The sequence below is a fragment of the Streptomyces sp. NPDC020996 genome, assembly GCF_040641355.1.
Lineage (GTDB): Bacteria > Actinomycetota > Actinomycetes > Streptomycetales > Streptomycetaceae > Streptomyces.
In genome coordinates, this window is the sequence record NZ_JBFADM010000067.1 from 1 (window position 1) to 15,718 (window position 15,718).

Here is a 15,718-nt window from a genome sequence, read left to right on the forward strand (position 1 = left end):
GCGCCCGGCCCGGGGGGCGCCAGCGTGGCCGCCGCCCCCGGGGCCGGGCCCCTGCTCTACTCCCACCTCGACACCTCGCTGGACGACGGCGCCACCGGCGTCAACCGGCTCGTCACCGGCAGTGCCGCGCCGGTCGGACCGCTCGCCGTGGACGGCGACACCGCGACCGGCTTCGGTCTCGGGGTCGCCCGCGGACCGGCCGCCGCCGCGCTGGCCGCCTTCGCCGGGGCGGAGCGGGGACGGCTGCTGCTCGCCGGCTCCGGCACGCACCGCCGCGGCGGCGGGATCACCGGCCTGGAGGCCTACGCCGACGCCCACCCGCTGCCGGGCTCGGCGGTCGTGGCGAAATGCGGCCCGCCGACGCTGCTGTGGCACGAGCCGGGCGCCTGCTACCTGACGGTCCGGGTGACCGGCCGCTCCGGGGCGGCGATGCTGGCGGAGTCCGCCACACCGGCCGGCGGAGTCGTCGCACAGGCCGGAATCGTCCTGGACGAACTGGCCCGCTGGCGCGAGGCCTACCTGGCCGCCGACCCGAGGCAGGGGCAGACCGGCCGGGCGTGCGGCATCGGCGCGATCGGCGGGGGGTGGCAGGAGAAACCGGACCTGCTGCCCGCCGAGCTGCGGATCGACCTGTACGTCGTCGCCGGTGACCCGGTGGAACCGGTCGCGCTGGCCGCCGAGCTGGCCGGCCGGCTGCGGGCGCGGTGCGCGCGGTCGGCGCTGCGGGACTGCGCGGTCGACGTCGAGGCCGAGCCGGTCGCGGCAGCCGCGGCCACCCCGGCCGACGCGCCGGCGGTGACCGCGGCGCGGGCCGCCTGGCACGAGGAGTTCGGCGCACCGCCGCCGCCGATCAGCGGCTGGACCGGGTCCACCGACGGCGTCGAACTGCGCGCCCGTGGCGTCGACACCGTACGCCTCGGTCCGCAGGCACGGCCGGCCGACGGTGATCCGCGCCGCGACGCGCTGTCGCTGGCCCAGCTGGAGGCGTACGCGCGTGTCTACCGGCGGCTGCTCGGCGAGCTGCCGGCTTAGCCGGGCATCGGGCGCCGGGCGCCGGGCACCGGGCGCCGGGCATCGGGTGCCGGGCGCCGAACGCCGGGCGTCGGGCATCGGGCGCCGGGCGTCGAACGCCGGGCGTCGGCTGGTCGGTGCCCGACGAGTTCACCATCGGACGATCTCAGTGAATCGATCTCGTGAAGGGCGCCGCGCGTGCCCTCGCGAGGCGTCTTGAAGGAAGTGGGCGGACGGATGGACGGAATCCTGACCGACGGCTCCACCATCGCCGTGCTCGGCAGCACGAACATGGACCTGGTCGCGTACGTCGCGAAGGCCCCGGCGCGCGGGGAGACGGTGGCCGGACGGGAGTTCCGCACGGTGCCCGGCGGCAAGGGCGCCAACCAGGCGGTGGCGGCGGCCCGCGCCGGCGGCTCGGTGTCGATGATCGGCGCGGTGGGCGCCGACGCCTTCGGCGACCGCCTGCGGGCCGCGCTGGAGGAGTCGGGCGTGGACACGGGACCGCTGCGCACGGTCGACGGCCCGTCCGGTACGGCGCACATCGTGGTCGACGACGAGGGCGGCAACGCGATCGTCGTCGTCCCCGGCGCCAACGCCGCCGTCACCGCCCTCACCCCGCGCGACGAGGCCGTCATCGCGGGTGCCGACCTGCTGCTGCTCCAGCTGGAGACTCCGCTGGAGGGCGTCCTGGCCGCCGCCGAGACCGCCCGCGGGCACGGCGTACGCACCGTCCTGACCCCCGCGCCCGCCCGGCCGCTGCCCGCCGGACTGCTCGCCGCGACCGACCTCCTCGTCCCCAACGAGCACGAGGCCGCCGCACTCACCGGCAGGACGGACCCGTACGACGCGGCCGACGCCCTGCTGGAGCAGGTCCCGGAAGTGGTGATCACGCTGGGATCGGCGGGCAGTCTCTACGCCTCCCGGACCGCCGGGCGGTTCACGGTCCCCGCGCTGCGCGTGACGGCCGTGGACTCGACCGGGGCGGGTGACACGTTCGTGGGCGCCCTGTCCGTGGCGCTGGGAGAGGGCAGACCGATGCCCGAGGCGCTGGCCTGGGCGTCGTGCGCGGCGGCGCTATCCGTCCAGCGGTCCGGGGCGTCGACCGCCATGCCGTACCGGGCGGAGATCGACGGTCTGGCTTCCGCTTCCTGAAGGTCCTCCATGCGACGGACGACCGCCGCAGCCCGCGGAAGCAGGCTGCGGCGGTCGTCCGTCGCGGTGCCGCCGGGTCACGCCCCCCAGTCGTCGTTGACGGTGACGGCCTCGTGGATGCGGAACCGGCCGCCGGGCAGCAGCGGCTTGGTGGTCTCACCGAGGACGACGACGTGCTTGCCGAACTTGGGGGCCAGCGGGCGGCCGACGTCGCGCTTGAGCCACATCCGCAGCAGGTGCCGGCGGCGCTCCGGCTCCGGGTGGTCGATGTAGCTGGTGCGCGAGTGCAGGGCGGCGTAGTTGAGCAGCCACTGCACGTCCCCCGGCTGGAAGTCCATGTCGATGGGCAGACCGGGTTCCTGCGAGATCTCGTCGAACATGTTGATCGCCTCGACCTGGTCGGGCGTCAGCTGCGGGACCCCCGGATACCCCTGGGCGCTGAAGATCATCGTGCTGCCGGCGTAGGTGCTGAAGACGCCGTCGACGTAGCTGACGATCGGCGAGGTGTAGGTCAGCTCCGGGGAGTCGGGGTCCTGGCGCCGCCAGTCCCAGTGGTAGGTGTCGAAGAGCCGCGGCGCGAGGTCCGGCCGGCGGCGCAGCATCTCGTTGTAGATGGTCGTCCCGCTGACCAGGCTGGACGCCCCGCCCTCCTTGGCGCCCTGCAGGCACATGAGGGCGACCACGTCGGAGCTGTCGGAGTGGAACGGGAGCCGGTCCCGTACCCGGGAGGGCAGCGCGCCCTCGTCGTCCAGCGTCTTGTTCGACGTGGCGATCACGTGGTCGAGCAGGTCGCCGCGCTGGTTCTGCCCGATCGGCTGGCCGAGGTGGAGGCTCATGACGAAGAAGATGGCCCCGGCCATGGTGTCGCCGTACTCCTCGGTGCGCAGACCGCGCACCAGGATGAAGCCCCGGCCGGCGTCCATCTGGCGGGCGCAGTCGTCGTTGAGGGCGCGGCAGGCGTCGAAGGGGTAGTCGGCGGCGGTGACGGTGCGCAGGTCGGGGTCGTCGGCGACGAAACGCCGTCCCAGTTCCTCCAGTTCGGTGCGCTCGGCGTCACTGAGGACGTAGATCCACTCGGTGGACTTCGACAGCTCGTCGCCACGCCAGGCGGAAGGCCCGGGGATCTGCTCGACGGGGGCGGTGGTGGTCACGGTGATGCACTCCTCGCGAAGGTGATGGCAAGGCTGGAATGGCCCTGTCCGTGTCGGCCATGAACACGCGGACGCCGAAGACGTCGGCGCGGCAGCGGTGCGTCGCGCTGCGACGCGGGCCCTCAGAACGGGGTCTGAGGTACGCCGACAGCCGTGCCGGGGCGCAGTCCTTCCCTGGGCGGGGAGTACCTGAGCGGTTCGTCGTAGGTCCGGCGGCCGGCACACGACACGAGCAAGGCGCCGATCAGGGCGACTGGCCTCATGCGGTCCCGTCCTTTCAAGAAGTGCCTTCACCCTAGGAGTGGCCCACACGCGAGTCAATAGACGAGATGACATCTTGGAATGCAGTACGCACCACCGCGGGCGCGGCGCCGGGGCCGGGTCAGGGACGCCCGGTCTGCCGGGCGGGCGCCGGCCGGCGGAGGAGGGGCAGCAGCATGACCGCCACCGCCGCCGAGGCGAGGCCGAGGCTGCCGACGGCGGCGGGGAGACCTCCGGTCCTGGACTCCAGGAAGGTGAGGACGAGCGGGCCGAGGAACTGCCCGAGGAAGAACGACGCGGTCCACAGGCCGGTGCCGCGGCCCCGGTTGCGGTACTCCAGCCCGGACATCGCCCAGGTCAGCAGCGAGGGCAGCAGCAGACCGGTGCCCAGGCAGTTGAGGAAGGTGCCGAGGATCAGGACCGCGAAGCTGTGGGCCAGCCCGATGGCGACGAACCCGGCCCCGCACAGCAGGAAGATGACGGGCAGCCTGCGCTGCGGCAGGCCGACCATCGAGGCGAAGATGACGCTTCCGGTGACGGAGGCGGCGCTGGCGATCGCGGTGACGAGGCCGATGAGGCCGCTGGACTGCACGCCGAGGCCGTTCATCAGGTACGCCGTCTCCGCGGGGACGGTGTAGAAGACGAGGCCGCCGAACACCGACAGCACGCAGATGCCCAGCAGCCGGCCCGCCGAGGACGGCCGCCGCCCGGTGGCGGGCTCCTCGTCCGCCGCTGTGCCCGGTCTGCGCGCGGGCAGGAACACGGCCATCGCGGGGGCCAGGAGCAGCCCGACCGCGTAGAGCTGGAACGGGGAACGCCAGCCCGAGGCGCCCATCACGCCGCCGAGGATGAAGAAGGCGGTGGCGGAGACGGTGGCGCACACCGCCTGCAGGGCCAGGTACCGGTCGCGGACCCGGCCCGTCCAGTAGTCGCCGATCAGTGTGGTGCAGCAGGTGATGACGACGGCCTCGGCGACGCCGAGGAGGGCACGGCTGATCACGATGGCGCGCAGCGAGTCCAGCCACAGCGGCGCGGTGCCGGACACCGCGTACAGGAGGGTCGCGACGACCAGCAGCGGTTTGCGGCCCAGCCGGTCGATCACCACGCCCGCGAGGGGGGCCAGCAGGGCGACCGCGAGCGCGGGGACCGTCAGGATCAGCGGGACCAGCGTGCCCGCGCCGGGCACCGTGCCGAACCTGTCCTGGAGGTCCGGCAGTCCCGGGGCGAGCAGCACCGCGGCGAGGACCGGCAGACAGCTGCCGGCCATCAGCAGCGCCACACGCAGGCCGCCCCTGGTCTCGGGAACGGGCTCGGCGCCCCGGACGGCGAAATCGCCGGCGGGTGCGGGTGGGTGGGCGAATCCGGGCACGTGAGGCCTCCACGCGGGCGGAACGGGGTGCACGGCGGGCTGCCGCCGTGGCCGTGCCATATCGCGGAGTACCGGTGCACCTAGGGGAACGCCCGGAAGAAAGTGGGGCGTCAGGACGTGCACACTCTGGGTCAGATCGGTCCCGGTGCCTACCCCTTGCACCATTGAACTCACTGATCACGGGTATCCAGCCCGTGGATGGTGGTCACCGCGCGTGCGACGGCGGCTCAGGCCGGCAGCAGGTTTCCCCTCCTCGACAGCAGGAACTTCTTGAAGGCCGCCACGGGTGGTGTGTCGGGGTGGCCGTCCAGCCAGGCCACCCCGATCTCCCGCGCCGCTCTCGGCGCGGTCACCGTCAGCTCGACGACTCCCGGACGGGCGACGGCGGGCGGGGGCAGCAGGGCGACGCCCAGTCCCGCCGCCACCAGCCCGCGCAGGGTCTCCGCCTCCTCCCCCTCGAAGGCGATACGGGGCTTGAAGCCCGCCTCCTGGCAGAGGTCGTCGGTGATGCGGCGCAGGCCGTAGCCGGTCTCCAGGGTGACGAAGGCCTCCTCGGACGCCTCGGCGAGGCGGACGCGCCGGCGGGCGGCCAGGCGGTGGTCGGCGGGCACGACCAGGCGCAGCTTCTGCTCGTCCAGGCGCCGGCCGACCAGATCGGGGGCGTCCGGCACCGGGGAGGTGAGGCACAGGTCGAGTTCGCCGGCGCGCAGCTTCTCCAGCATCGCCTCGCCGTAGTTCTGGACCAGGCTGAAGCGGACGCGGGGATGGTCGGCGCGGAACGCCTGGATCAGTCCCGGGACCGTCTCCGCGCCCATCGTGTGCAGGAACCCGAAGGCGACCTTGCCGGTGGCGGGGTCGGCGTCGGCGCGGACCTCCTCGGCGGCGCGCTCGATCTCGGCGAGGGCGCGTTCGACGGAGCCGAGGAAGGTGCGGCCGGCCGGGGTCAGCGCGACGGTGCGGCCGCGGCGGGCGAACAGCTCGACGCCCAGGTCCTGTTCGAGGCGGACCATCGCCCGCGACAGGGTGGACTGGGGGACCTGCATCTCCTGGGCGGCGCGCGTGACGTGCTCGGTGCGGGCCACGCCGGCGAAGTGGACGAGGCGCGGGGCGAGCAGCGCGACGATGTCTTCTGTGTCACCGGACGGTGACAGGCGCCTCGATGAGCTGTGCTGATGCGGCATGGGAACGATTATGCCGATTCCATGCATTGGACGGATGAGCGGAGGTCTCCGTACGTTCGAGGCATGTCTCCCGCCAGTACCGGGGCGTCCACCACCGTGGGCGCCGTCCCGTCCGCCGTCCCGTCCGCCGCCGCTTCCGACTCCCGTCTGACCCCGGGCGCGCCCGGCTACCGCCGGATGAGCCTCGCGCTGTTCCTCGCCGGCGTGGCGACCTTCGCGCTGCTGTACTCCACGCAGGCCCTGCTGCCGCTGATCTCCGACGACCTCGGGGTGGCGGCGAGCGAGGCGAGCTGGACGGTGGCGGCGGCGACCGGCGGCCTCGCGCTGTTCGTGCTGCCGATGAGCGCCCTGTCGGAGCGGTTCGGACGCCGTACGGTCATGACGGGCTCGCTGGCCGTGGCGGTGACCGTCGGACTGCTGGTCCCCTTCGCGCCTTCGTTGCCGGCCCTGGTCGCGCTGCGGGCGCTGCAGGGCGCGGCGCTGGCGGGTCTGCCGGCCTCCGCGACCGCGTACCTCGCGGAGGAGGTCCGCCCGCGGGCCCTGGTGACGGCGATCGGCCTGTTCGTGGCGGGCAACAGCATCGGCGGGATGAGCGGCCGGGTCATCACCGGCTGGGTCGCGCAGGTGTGGGGCTGGCGGGTCGCGGTGGGCGTGATCGGCGTGATCGCGGTCGGCTGCGCGGTGGCCTTCCGGCTGCTGCTGCCGGCGCCCCGGCACTTCACGGCGGGCTCGCTGCGGCCGCGGGTGCTGGCCGGCACGGTCCGCGACCACCTGTCGAACCCGCTGCTGCGCCGGCTGTACGCCATCGGCGCCCTGTTCATGACGGTGTTCGGCGGCGTGTACACGGTGATCGGCTACCGCCTGACAGCGGAGCCGTTCGGGCTGCCGCAGGGCATCATCGGCTCGATCTTCCTGGTGTACCTGGTCGGCACGGTGTCCGCGTCCACGGCCGGCCGGCTGGTGGGCCGCCTGGGCCGCCGCGGCGCCCTGTACCTGGCGGGCGGCACGACGGCGACGGGCCTGGTGCTGTCCCTGGCGCAGTCGGTTCCGCTGGTGCTGCTGGGGCTGGTGCTGATCACCGCCGGCTTCTTCGCGGGCCACGCGGTCGCCTCCTCGGCGGTCAGCAGGACGGCCACGACCGGGCGCGCCCAGGCGTCGGCCCTGTACCAGTCCGCTTACTACGTCGGCTCCAGCGCCGGCAGCACGGTCGGCGCGGTCGCCTTCCACGCGGCGGGCTGGGCCGGGACCGTCGGGGTCGGGCTGCTGGCGGTGGCGGGCGTCGCGGCGATCACGCTGCTCGGCACGCGGGCGGCCCGGCTGGCCGCGCAGCCGGCACACGCCTGAGCGTTCGGCTGAGCGCCGCGCTTGGCCGTCCGGCCGCCGCGCGGTGCCGTCCGCCGTCCGCGGCACCGTCGTGGCTGGGCGCGCAGTTCCCCGCGCCCCTTCAGGGCGCTGCCGCACCCCGCGCTGTAGTGCCGGGCCCCGCCCCGGGCCATCGGCCGTCCCCCGCACCGCCGTGGCTGAGCGCGCAGTTCCCCGCACCCCTTCAGGGCGCTGCCGCACCCCGCGCTGTAGTGCCGGGCCCGCCCCGCCCAGGGCCATCGGCCGTCCGCCGCACCGCCGTGGCTGAGCGCGCAGTTCCCCGCGCCCCTTCAGGGCGCTGCCGCACCCCGCGCTGTAGTGCCGGGCCCGCCCCGGGCCATCGGCCGTCCGCCGCACCGCCGTGGCTGAGCGCGCAGTTCCCCGCGCCCCTTCAGGGCGTTGGCGCTCTGAGCTGGGGGGCTCTTCGCTCCGGGGGCCGTTGTCAGTGGCCTGGGGTAGCTTCCGAAGGAGTGGGCGCGTGAGCGCGTGACGGGAATGCCGCACAGGGGTGGGTGGACCATGGGCCAGGGCACGGCGACGACAGCGGACCTCGACGTCACGCTGGAGAAGCACCGGGTCGAGCTGACCGGCTACTGCTACCGCATGCTCGGTTCCTCCTTCGAGGCCGAGGACGCGGTGCAGGACACGATGATCCGCGCCTGGCGCAGCTACGACAAGTTCGAGGGCCGCTCCAGCCTCCGCTCCTGGCTCTACCGCATCGCGACCAACGTCTGCCTGGACATGCTGACGGCCGGCAACAAGCGCGCCAGACCCATGGATCTGACCGAGTCGACGCCCCTGGCCCGGGCGGCCCTCGCCCCGCGCCCGGACAACACCTGGCTCGAACCCGTGCCGGACGCGCGCGTGCTGCCCACGACCGACGACCCGGCGGAGGCGGCGGTCGCCAAGGAGTCCGTGCGGCTGGCCTTCATGGCGGCGCTGCAGCAGCTGCCGCCCAAGCAGCGCGCGGTGCTGATCCTGCGCGAGGTGCTGGCCTGGCGGGCGAGCGAGGTCGCCGAGCTGCTGGGCACGTCGGTCGCGTCGGTCAACAGCGCGCTCCAGCGCGCCAGGGCGACACTCGCCGAACGGGACGACGACGGCGCCCGCGCGGCGGTCTCCGACCCGCTGGACGAGGAGCAGCAGAAGCTCCTGGAGCGCTACGTCGCGGCCTTCGAGGGGTACGACATGGCGGCGCTGACGGCACTGCTGCACGAGGACGCCGTCATGACGATGCCGCCGTTCGACCTGTGGCTGCGGGGCCACGAGGACATCACCGGCTTCATGACGACGCTGGGCTCCGCCTGCGCGGGCTCGCGCCTGCTGCCGGTGCAGGTCAACGGGCTGCCCGGGTTCGCGCAGTACAAGCCGGACCCGGAGGAGGGCGGCTTCACCGCGTGGGCCGTGCAGGCGCTGGAGACGTCAGAGGGCCGGATCACCGGGTTCCACTGCTTCCTCGACACCCAGCGGTGGTTCCCGCTGTTCGGCCTGCCCCTCCACCTCGAAGCGGAGCCCGACCAGGTCGAGGAGGGCCTGTAAGGCGGGGGCGGGGTCCCGCAGCCGGATCCCGCCGCCGGCCCGCCGGGCGGCGAGCTGGAGCCGCGCCAGCAGGTCCACTGCGGCGAGGCCCGGCGGCCCGATCCCGGCGACGTCGACCACGACGGCCCGGTCGCCGCCGGCGGTCAGCCGCGCCCGCACGCGCTCGCACAGCCCTGTCACCTCGTCCCGGGTCAGCGGGCCGGGCAGCACGAGTACGGCGGATCTCTTGGCGTCCACACACCGGTAGACCGGCCGCCCGCACGGAACTCATCGCGGCGCGGTGCCGGCGGGGGTGGCGGCGCTGCTGGGATGACGGTCAGTCGGTCGGGAACTCGCCCGTGTCGATCGTCACGTCGAACGGCTTCGGCAGCCGGATGGGGTCGCCGAACTTCACTGCTCCCAGGACACGGTAGACGTCGCCCTTGGGCTCCCCGTAGAGCGTCGTAGTGGGGCCTCCTGGAGCCCAACGGTCGACGAGGAGGTAGAGCGGGATGCCGGCGGTGGCGTAAGCAGCGGGCTTGCTGACGCGGTCCTGCCGGGCGTTGGACTTGGAGGTGACCTCGACGACGAGTTCGGCGAGGGCGGCGGGGATGTGGGAGTCCGCCTCCACACAATCCTGTACAGGTGCCACCACCAGGTCGGGGATGAGCATGCCCAGGCGCGACGGCACAGCGATGGCCAGTGTCTGGAAAATCCCCAAGTCGTCGGGGATCACGCTGTAGAGGCGGCGCTGGACGCGTTCCGCGATCACGTTGTGGCGGGAGGCGGGAGCAGGTGACACGGTGATGATCCCCTCAATGATCTCCACCTTGCTGCCCTCAGGCCATTCCATCTCCTCCCAGAACCGGACGAGGTCGTCCCAGTTCTGGTCGGGGTCCTGGCCCACGGTGAGTGCGCTCATGGCGGTCTCCTATCGGTGCGTCACCGATCCCAGCATGCCGAACGGGACCGGCGCAGGTCCACCGGTCCCGTTCACCCGATCGAGCAATCCCCTGGTCAGGCGATACGTTCCAGCACGACGGGCGACGCCGTGAACGCCGTACCCGGCGCCGCGATGTCGTACGACCCCTCCACCGCCTGGAGCGCATACTCGAAGCGCTCGGGGGTGTCCGTGTGCAGGGTCAGCAGGGGCTGGCCCGCGGTCACCGTGTCGCCCGGCTTGGCGTGCAGCTCCACGCCCGCCGCCGCCTGCACCGGGTCCTCCTTGCGGGCGCGCCCCGCGCCCAGGCGCCAGGCGGCGACGCCGATGTCGTAGGCGTCGAGGCGGGTCAGCACGCCGGAGGACGGGGCCGTGATCACGTGCTGCTCGCGGGAGGTGGGCAGCGGGGCGTCCGGGTCGCCGCCCTGGGCGCTGATCATGCGGCGCCAGACGTCCATCGCCGAGCCGTCGGCCAGGGCCTTCGCCGGGTCCGCGTCCGTCACCCCGGCGGCCTGGAGCATCTCGCGCGCCAGGGCGAGCGTCAGTTCCACGACGTCGGCCGGGCCGCCGCCCGCGAGGACCTCCAGCGACTCGCGGACCTCGAGGGCGTTGCCCGCCGTGCGGCCGAGCGGGGTGGACATGTCGGTGAGCAGCGCGACCGTCCTCACACCGTGGTCGGTGCCCAGGCCGACCATCGTCGAGGCCAGTTCGCGGGCGTCCTCGATGGTCTTCATAAAGGCGCCGGTGCCGACCTTCACGTCCAGGACCAGCGAGCCGGTGCCCTCCGCGATCTTCTTGGACATGATCGAGGAGGCGATCAGCGGGATCGCCTCGACCGTGCCGGTGACGTCCCGCAGCGCGTACAGCTTCTTGTCCGCCGGGGCCAGGCCGTCGCCCGCCGCGCAGATCACCGCGCCCGTGGTGTCCAGGACGTGCAGCATCTCCTCGTTGGAGAGCAGGGCGCGCCAGCCGGGGATCGACTCCAGCTTGTCGAGGGTGCCGCCGGTGTGGCCGAGGCCGCGGCCCGACAGCTGGGGCACGGCGGCTCCGCAGGCCGCGACCAGGGGCGCCAGCGGGAGAGTGATCTTGTCGCCCACCCCGCCCGTGGAGTGCTTGTCGGCCGTCGGGCGGGACAGCGCGGAGAAGTCCATGCGCTCGCCGGAGGCGATCATCGCGGCCGTCCAGCGGGCGATCTCCCGGCGGTTCATGCCGTTGAGCAGGATCGCCATGGCGAGCGCGGACATCTGCTCGTCGGCGACCTCGCCGCGGGTGTACGCGTCGATGACCCAGTCGATCTGCTCGTCGCTGAGTTCGCCGCGGTCCCGCTTGGTGCGGATGACGGAGATGGCGTCCATGGCCATGGTGTTCCTTCCGACGTTCAGGAAGTGAGCGGCCCCTCCGTACCTGTCGGAGGGGCCGCACGGGAGTTACTGGGTGAGATGGTCCGGGCCGAAGGCCTGGGGCAGCATCTCCGACAGCGGCAGGATGCCCCGGGGTGTCTCCAGCAGCAGTCCCGGGCCGCCGAACTCGTACAGCAGCTGCCGGCAGCGGCCGCACGGTACGAGGATCTCGCCGTGGCCGTCGACGCAGGTGAAGTGCGTCAGGCGGCCGCCGCCGGTGTTCTGCAGCTGCGAGATCAGTCCGCACTCGGCGCACAGTCCGAGCCCGTACGAGGCGTTCTCGACGTTGCAGCCGGTGACCGTCCGGCCGTCGTCGACCAGGGCCGCGACGCCGACCGGGTAGCCCGAGTAGGGGGCGTAGGCGCGGGCCATGGCCTCCCGGGCCAGCGTCCGCAGCCGCTCCCAGTCGACGTCGGCGGACGCGGTCACTTGCCCTGGCCCTTCCGGTAGCGCATGCCGTCCGCCTTGGGCATCCGCAGCCGCTGCGCGGACAGCGACAGCACCAGCAGGGTGACGACGTACGGGGTGGCGCCCACGAAGTCGCTCGGGACCTCGTCGGTGAACAGGTACCAGACCAGCACGAGCACCGCCGTGACGGCGCTCGCCACGCCCTGCCACAGCGCCTTGCGGTACAGCTTCCAGCCGGCCAGGACGGCGAGCAGGACGACCAGCAGGAGCAGCAGCGCGTGCACGGTCTCGCCGCCGTTGCGCAGCTGGAGCGCGTCCGAGTAGCCGAACAGGCCCGCGCCCATCGCCAGCCCGCCGGGCCGCCAGTTGCCGAAGATCATCGCCGCGAGGCCGATGTAGCCGCGGCCGCCGGTCTGGCCCTCCAGGTAGATGTGCGAGGTGACCAGCGCGAGGAACGCGCCGCCGAGGCCCGCCAGACCGCCGGAGACGGCGACGGCCGCGTACTTGTACTTGTAGACGTTGACGCCGAGGGACTCCGCGGCGACCGGGTTCTCGCCGCAGGAGCGCAGCCGCAGGCCGAACGCCGTGCGCCACAGCACCCACCAGCTGCCGACGAACAGCAGGACGGCGATGAGCGTCACCACGGACAGGTCGGTGACCAGGCCGCCGAGGATGCCGGCGAGGTCGGAGACCAGGAACCAGTGGTGCTGCTCGACGGAGTGCAGGGCGTCCGAGAGGCCCGGCACGTCCACGTTGGGCAGCGACTCCGCGGGCGGGGACTGCTTGGGGTTGCCGCCCGCCTCCGCCGCCTTGCCCTCGGCGAAGAACAGCTTGGCGAGGTACTGGGTGGCGCCGAGCGCGAGCAGGTTGATCGCGACACCGGAGACGATGTGGTCGACGCCGAAGGTGACGGTCGCGACGGCGTGCACCAGGCCGCCGAGGACGCCGAAGCAGATCCCGCACAGCAGGCCGAGCCAGGGGCTGTGCTGCCAGCCGATCCAGCCCGCACCGAAGGTGCCGAGGATCATCATGCCCTCGAGGCCGATGTTGACCACGCCGGAGCGCTCGGACCACAGGCCGGCGAGACCGGCGAGGCCGATCGGCACGGCCAGCCCCAGCGCGGCGCTGACCTGTCCCGCGGAGGTGAGCTGGTTGGCGCCGGTCAGCACGCGGACCGCGGCCACCAGGATCAGCGCGCCCGCGGCGATCAGGAGGACCCGGCCGAGGGTCCGGCCGGAGCCGCTGGGCGCGGTGTCGGTCTTGGGCGCCGCGGGCGGCGGCGTGTCGGTCATCGTGGCAGTCATCACGCCACCTCCTGCTTCTGGGTCGGGGCGGCGGCGGCCTGGGCGGCGAGTTCGGCGCCCACGCGCTGCTGCTGGTGCCGCAGGCCGTAACGGCGTACGACTTCGTAGGCGATGACGACGCACAGGACGATGACGCCCTGGATGACGCCGAGGATCTCCTTGTCGTAGCCCTGGAACTCCAGGTGGTTGGTGGTGCGCTCCAGGAAGCCCCAGAGCAGGGCGCCGAGCGCGATGCCGATCGGGTGGTTGCGGCCCAGCAGCGCGATGGCGATGCCGGTGAAGCCGATGCCCGCCGGGAAGTCGTTGCTGAACTGGTGGCTGTCGTTGAGCAGGGTCGGCATGCCGATCAGGCCGGCCACCGCACCCGAGATGACCATGCTGGTGGCGACCATCTTCTTCACGCTGACGCCGCTGGCCGCGGCGGCGGTCTCGGACAGTCCGACGGTGCGCAGGTCGAAGCCGAACCGGGTACGGCCGAGCACGAACCAGAAGGCGACGCCGACGAGCACGGCGATGACGATGAAGCCCCACAGCTCGCCGGCCGGGCCGGTGTCGAAGCTGAAGAAGTACGACGACTCCGGCAGCGGCTTGGTGGACACCAGGGTGCCCGCCTTGTCCAGCTGGCCGAGCTGCTCGGGCTGCAACAGGTAGCCGATGATCGCGGTGGCGATCGAGTTCAGCATGATGGTCGAGATGACCTCGCTGACGCCCCGGGTCACCTTCAGCACGCCCGCGATGGCCGCCCACAGCGCACCGCTCGCCATGGCGCACAGGATGATCAGCGGGATGGCGATCCAGCCGGGAGCGGTGAGCGCGCCGCCGAGGACGGCGGCGATGAAGGCGGCGATCCGGTACTGGCCGTCGACGCCGATGTTGAACAGGTTCATGCGGAAGCCGATGGCCACCGCGACGCCCGCGAGGTAGTACGTCGTCGCCTTGTTGAGGATGTAGACCTGGCTGTCGCTGGCGGTGCCGTAGGTCAGCATGTCGCTGAAGGCGTCGCCCGGGTTCTTCCCGGTGGCGAGGATCACCAGGGTGGTGACGACGAGCGCGGCGACGATCGCCAGCAGCGGCGCCGCGACGCCGAGGAGCAGCCGCTCCCTGTCGATCCGTGAGATCAGCTTCTTCATCGGACGTCGTCCTCCGTGTGCTCCAGGTGGCCGGTGGCCGCACCCGTCATGGCGGAGCCCAGCGCCTCGGGGGTGATCGTGGCGGGGTCGGCGTCGGCGACCAGACGGCCGCGGTACATCACCCGCAGGGTGTCGGAGAGCCCGATGAGCTCGTCCAGGTCCGCGGAGATCAGCAGCACGGCCAGGCCGTTGCGGCGGGCGTCGCGGATGTGGTCCCAGATCGCGGCCTGCGCGCCGACGTCCACGCCGCGGGTGGGGTGGGCGGCGATGAGGAGCTTCGGCGTGTGGCTCATCTCCCGGCCGACGATCAGCTTCTGCTGGTTGCCGCCGGACAGCGAGCCCGCGGTCACCTCGATGCCGGGGGTGCGGACGTCGTAGGACTCGATGATGCGCTCGGTGTCGGCGCGGGCGGCCTTGAGGTCGAGCAGTCCGCCGCGGGAGTTGGGCTCCTCGGTGACGTGGCCGAGGATGCGGTTCTCCCACAGCGTCGCCTCCAGCAGCAGGCCGTGGCGCTGGCGGTCCTCGGGGATGTAGCCGACGCCGGCCTCGCGGCGCTTGCGGGTGGGGAGGTGGGAGATGTCGGCGTCGTCGAGGGTGATCGTGCCGGTGTCCGGGGTGCGGATACCCATGATCGCCTCGACCAGTTCGGACTGGCCGTTGCCCTCCACACCGGCGATGCCGAGCACCTCGCCCTTGTGGATGGTGAGGGAGATCTGGTCGAGGATGACGCGCTCGACGCCGTCGAGGTCGGTCTGCGTCAGCCTGAGCCCGTCCACCTTCAGCACGGGGACGTCGGTGACGGTGGACTCCTCGGTCGCCGGGGTGGGCAGCTCGCTGCCGACCATCAGCTCGGCGAGCTGCTTGGTGGTGGTGCCGTGCGGCTCGACCGTGCCTACGGTGGTGCCGCGCCGGATGACGGTGATCTCGTCGGCCACGGACAGCACCTCCCCCAGTTTGTGGGAGATGAAGATGACGGTGAGCCCCTCCGCCTTGAGGTCGCGGAGGTTGTCGAAGAGGGCCTCGACCTCCTGCGGCACGAGAACGGCGGTGGGCTCGTCGAGGATGAGGATCCTGGCGCCGCGGTAGAGGACCTTGAGGATCTCCACGCGCTGGCGGTCGGCGACGCCGAGTTCCTCCATGAGCACGTCGGGCCGTATGTTCAGCCCGTAGGCGCCCGAGATCTCCTGGATCTTCGCGCGGGCCTTCGCGCCGATCCCGTACAGCTTCTCCGCGCCGAGGACGACGTTCTCCAGGACGGTGAGGTTGTCGGCGAGCATGAAGTGCTGGTGCACCATGCCGATGCCGCGGGCGATGGCGTCGGCGGGGTTGTGGAAGGTGACGGGCTCGCCGTTCACCGTGATGGTGCCCTCGTCCGGCTGCTGCATGCCGTAGAGGATCTTCATCAGGGTGGACTTGCCGGCGCCGTTCTCACCGCACAGGGCGTGGACCGTGCCCGTGCGGACGGTGATGTCGATGTCGCGGTTGGCGACGACGCCGGGGAAACGCTTGGTGATGCCGCGCAGTTCGACGG

General features: G+C 72.7%; 14 protein-coding genes. 4 read left to right on the top strand and 10 right to left on the bottom strand.

Annotated features, from left to right (window positions below):
• Together AB0G63_RS32615 and rbsK are read left to right on the top strand one after the other, a co-directional pair.
• The coding region (locus AB0G63_RS32615) for a hypothetical protein (RefSeq protein WP_360757742.1) at positions 1-1,032 on the top strand (1,032 nt) is incomplete at its 5' end.
• 216 nt (positions 1,033-1,248) lie between these two features.
• Positions 1,249-2,166, top strand: a complete 918-nt coding sequence (gene rbsK, locus AB0G63_RS32620) for a ribokinase (RefSeq protein WP_360757744.1) — start codon at positions 1,249-1,251, stop codon at positions 2,164-2,166.
• Positions 2,167-2,243: 77 nt separating this feature from the next.
• Here rbsK and AB0G63_RS32625 read toward each other — a convergent pair whose 3' ends face one another.
• The 3 genes from AB0G63_RS32625 to AB0G63_RS32635 all read right to left on the bottom strand — a co-directional run bounded on the left by AB0G63_RS32625 (position 2,244) and on the right by AB0G63_RS32635 (position 6,128).
• On the bottom strand, positions 2,244-3,317 hold the full coding sequence (locus tag AB0G63_RS32625) for a TauD/TfdA family dioxygenase (protein WP_360757746.1): 1,074 nt from the start codon (positions 3,315-3,317) through the stop codon (positions 2,244-2,246).
• A gap of 382 nt (positions 3,318-3,699) precedes the next feature.
• On the bottom strand, positions 3,700-4,947 hold the full coding sequence (locus AB0G63_RS32630) for an MFS transporter (protein WP_360757748.1): 1,248 nt from the start codon (positions 4,945-4,947) through the stop codon (positions 3,700-3,702).
• A 227-nt stretch (positions 4,948-5,174) separates the two neighbouring features.
• Positions 5,175-6,128, bottom strand: a complete 954-nt coding sequence (locus AB0G63_RS32635) for a LysR substrate-binding domain-containing protein (protein ID WP_360757751.1) — start codon at positions 6,126-6,128, stop codon at positions 5,175-5,177.
• Between the two features lie 63 nt (positions 6,129-6,191).
• Between AB0G63_RS32635 and AB0G63_RS32640 the strand changes: the two genes are divergently transcribed.
• Together AB0G63_RS32640 and AB0G63_RS32645 are read left to right on the top strand one after the other, a co-directional pair.
• A complete protein-coding gene (locus tag AB0G63_RS32640; protein ID WP_360757754.1) occupies positions 6,192-7,472 on the top strand; it encodes an MFS transporter in 1,281 nt (426 codons plus the stop codon).
• Between the two features lie 537 nt (positions 7,473-8,009).
• Positions 8,010-9,026: a sigma-70 family RNA polymerase sigma factor gene (locus tag AB0G63_RS32645; RefSeq protein WP_360757757.1), complete on the top strand. Its 1,017-nt coding sequence runs from the start codon at positions 8,010-8,012 to the stop codon at positions 9,024-9,026.
• Here the strand turns inward: AB0G63_RS32645 and AB0G63_RS32650 are convergent.
• From AB0G63_RS32650 to AB0G63_RS32680, 7 genes are all read right to left on the bottom strand, one after another.
• On the bottom strand, positions 8,910-9,263 hold the full coding sequence (locus AB0G63_RS32650) for an STAS domain-containing protein (protein ID WP_360757759.1): 354 nt from the start codon (positions 9,261-9,263) through the stop codon (positions 8,910-8,912). The two genes, AB0G63_RS32645 and AB0G63_RS32650, sit on opposite strands and share 117 nt — an antisense overlap.
• A gap of 79 nt (positions 9,264-9,342) precedes the next feature.
• Positions 9,343-9,927 (bottom strand): Uma2 family endonuclease, encoded by a 585-nt coding sequence (locus AB0G63_RS32655; protein ID WP_360757762.1) that lies wholly within the window; start codon positions 9,925-9,927, stop codon positions 9,343-9,345.
• Between the two features lie 95 nt (positions 9,928-10,022).
• Entirely contained in the window at positions 10,023-11,306 is a 1,284-nt protein-coding gene (locus AB0G63_RS32660; RefSeq protein WP_360757765.1) for a thymidine phosphorylase, read from the bottom strand.
• A 66-nt stretch (positions 11,307-11,372) separates the two neighbouring features.
• A complete protein-coding gene (locus AB0G63_RS32665; protein WP_360757768.1) occupies positions 11,373-11,774 on the bottom strand; it encodes a cytidine deaminase in 402 nt (133 codons plus the stop codon).
• Positions 11,771-13,057 carry an ABC transporter permease gene (locus AB0G63_RS32670; protein WP_360757771.1) on the bottom strand — a complete coding sequence of 429 codons (1,287 nt, stop codon included), beginning with the start codon at positions 13,055-13,057 and terminating at the stop codon, positions 11,771-11,773. Before AB0G63_RS32670 ends, AB0G63_RS32665 begins: the two co-directional genes overlap by 4 nt.
• On the bottom strand, positions 13,057-14,187 hold the full coding sequence (locus AB0G63_RS32675; protein WP_360757774.1) for an ABC transporter permease: 1,131 nt from the start codon (positions 14,185-14,187) through the stop codon (positions 13,057-13,059). Before AB0G63_RS32675 ends, AB0G63_RS32670 begins: the two co-directional genes overlap by 1 nt.
• A complete protein-coding gene (locus AB0G63_RS32680) occupies positions 14,184-15,710 on the bottom strand; it encodes an ABC transporter ATP-binding protein (RefSeq protein ID WP_360757827.1) in 1,527 nt (508 codons plus the stop codon). Before AB0G63_RS32680 ends, AB0G63_RS32675 begins: the two co-directional genes overlap by 4 nt.
• Between the last annotated feature and the right edge of the window lie 8 nt (positions 15,711-15,718).

Bases quoted from the DNA above. Each gene is read 5' to 3' on its own strand.
- rbsK (WP_360757744.1), top strand. From the start codon at position 1,249: ATGGACGGAATCCTGACCGACGGCTCCACCATCGCCGTGCTCGGCAGC.
- AB0G63_RS32635 (WP_360757751.1), bottom strand. From the start codon at position 6,128: ATGCCGCATCAGCACAGCTCATCGAGGCGCCTGTCACCGTCCGGTGAC.
- AB0G63_RS32640 (WP_360757754.1), top strand. From the start codon at position 6,192: ATGTCTCCCGCCAGTACCGGGGCGTCCACCACCGTGGGCGCCGTCCCG.
- AB0G63_RS32645 (WP_360757757.1), top strand. From the start codon at position 8,010: ATGGGCCAGGGCACGGCGACGACAGCGGACCTCGACGTCACGCTGGAG.
- AB0G63_RS32655 (WP_360757762.1), bottom strand. From the start codon at position 9,927: ATGAGCGCACTCACCGTGGGCCAGGACCCCGACCAGAACTGGGACGAC.
- AB0G63_RS32660 (WP_360757765.1), bottom strand. From the start codon at position 11,306: ATGGCCATGGACGCCATCTCCGTCATCCGCACCAAGCGGGACCGCGGC.
- AB0G63_RS32670 (WP_360757771.1), bottom strand. From the start codon at position 13,057: ATGACTGCCACGATGACCGACACGCCGCCGCCCGCGGCGCCCAAGACC.
- AB0G63_RS32675 (WP_360757774.1), bottom strand. From the start codon at position 14,187: ATGAAGAAGCTGATCTCACGGATCGACAGGGAGCGGCTGCTCCTCGGC.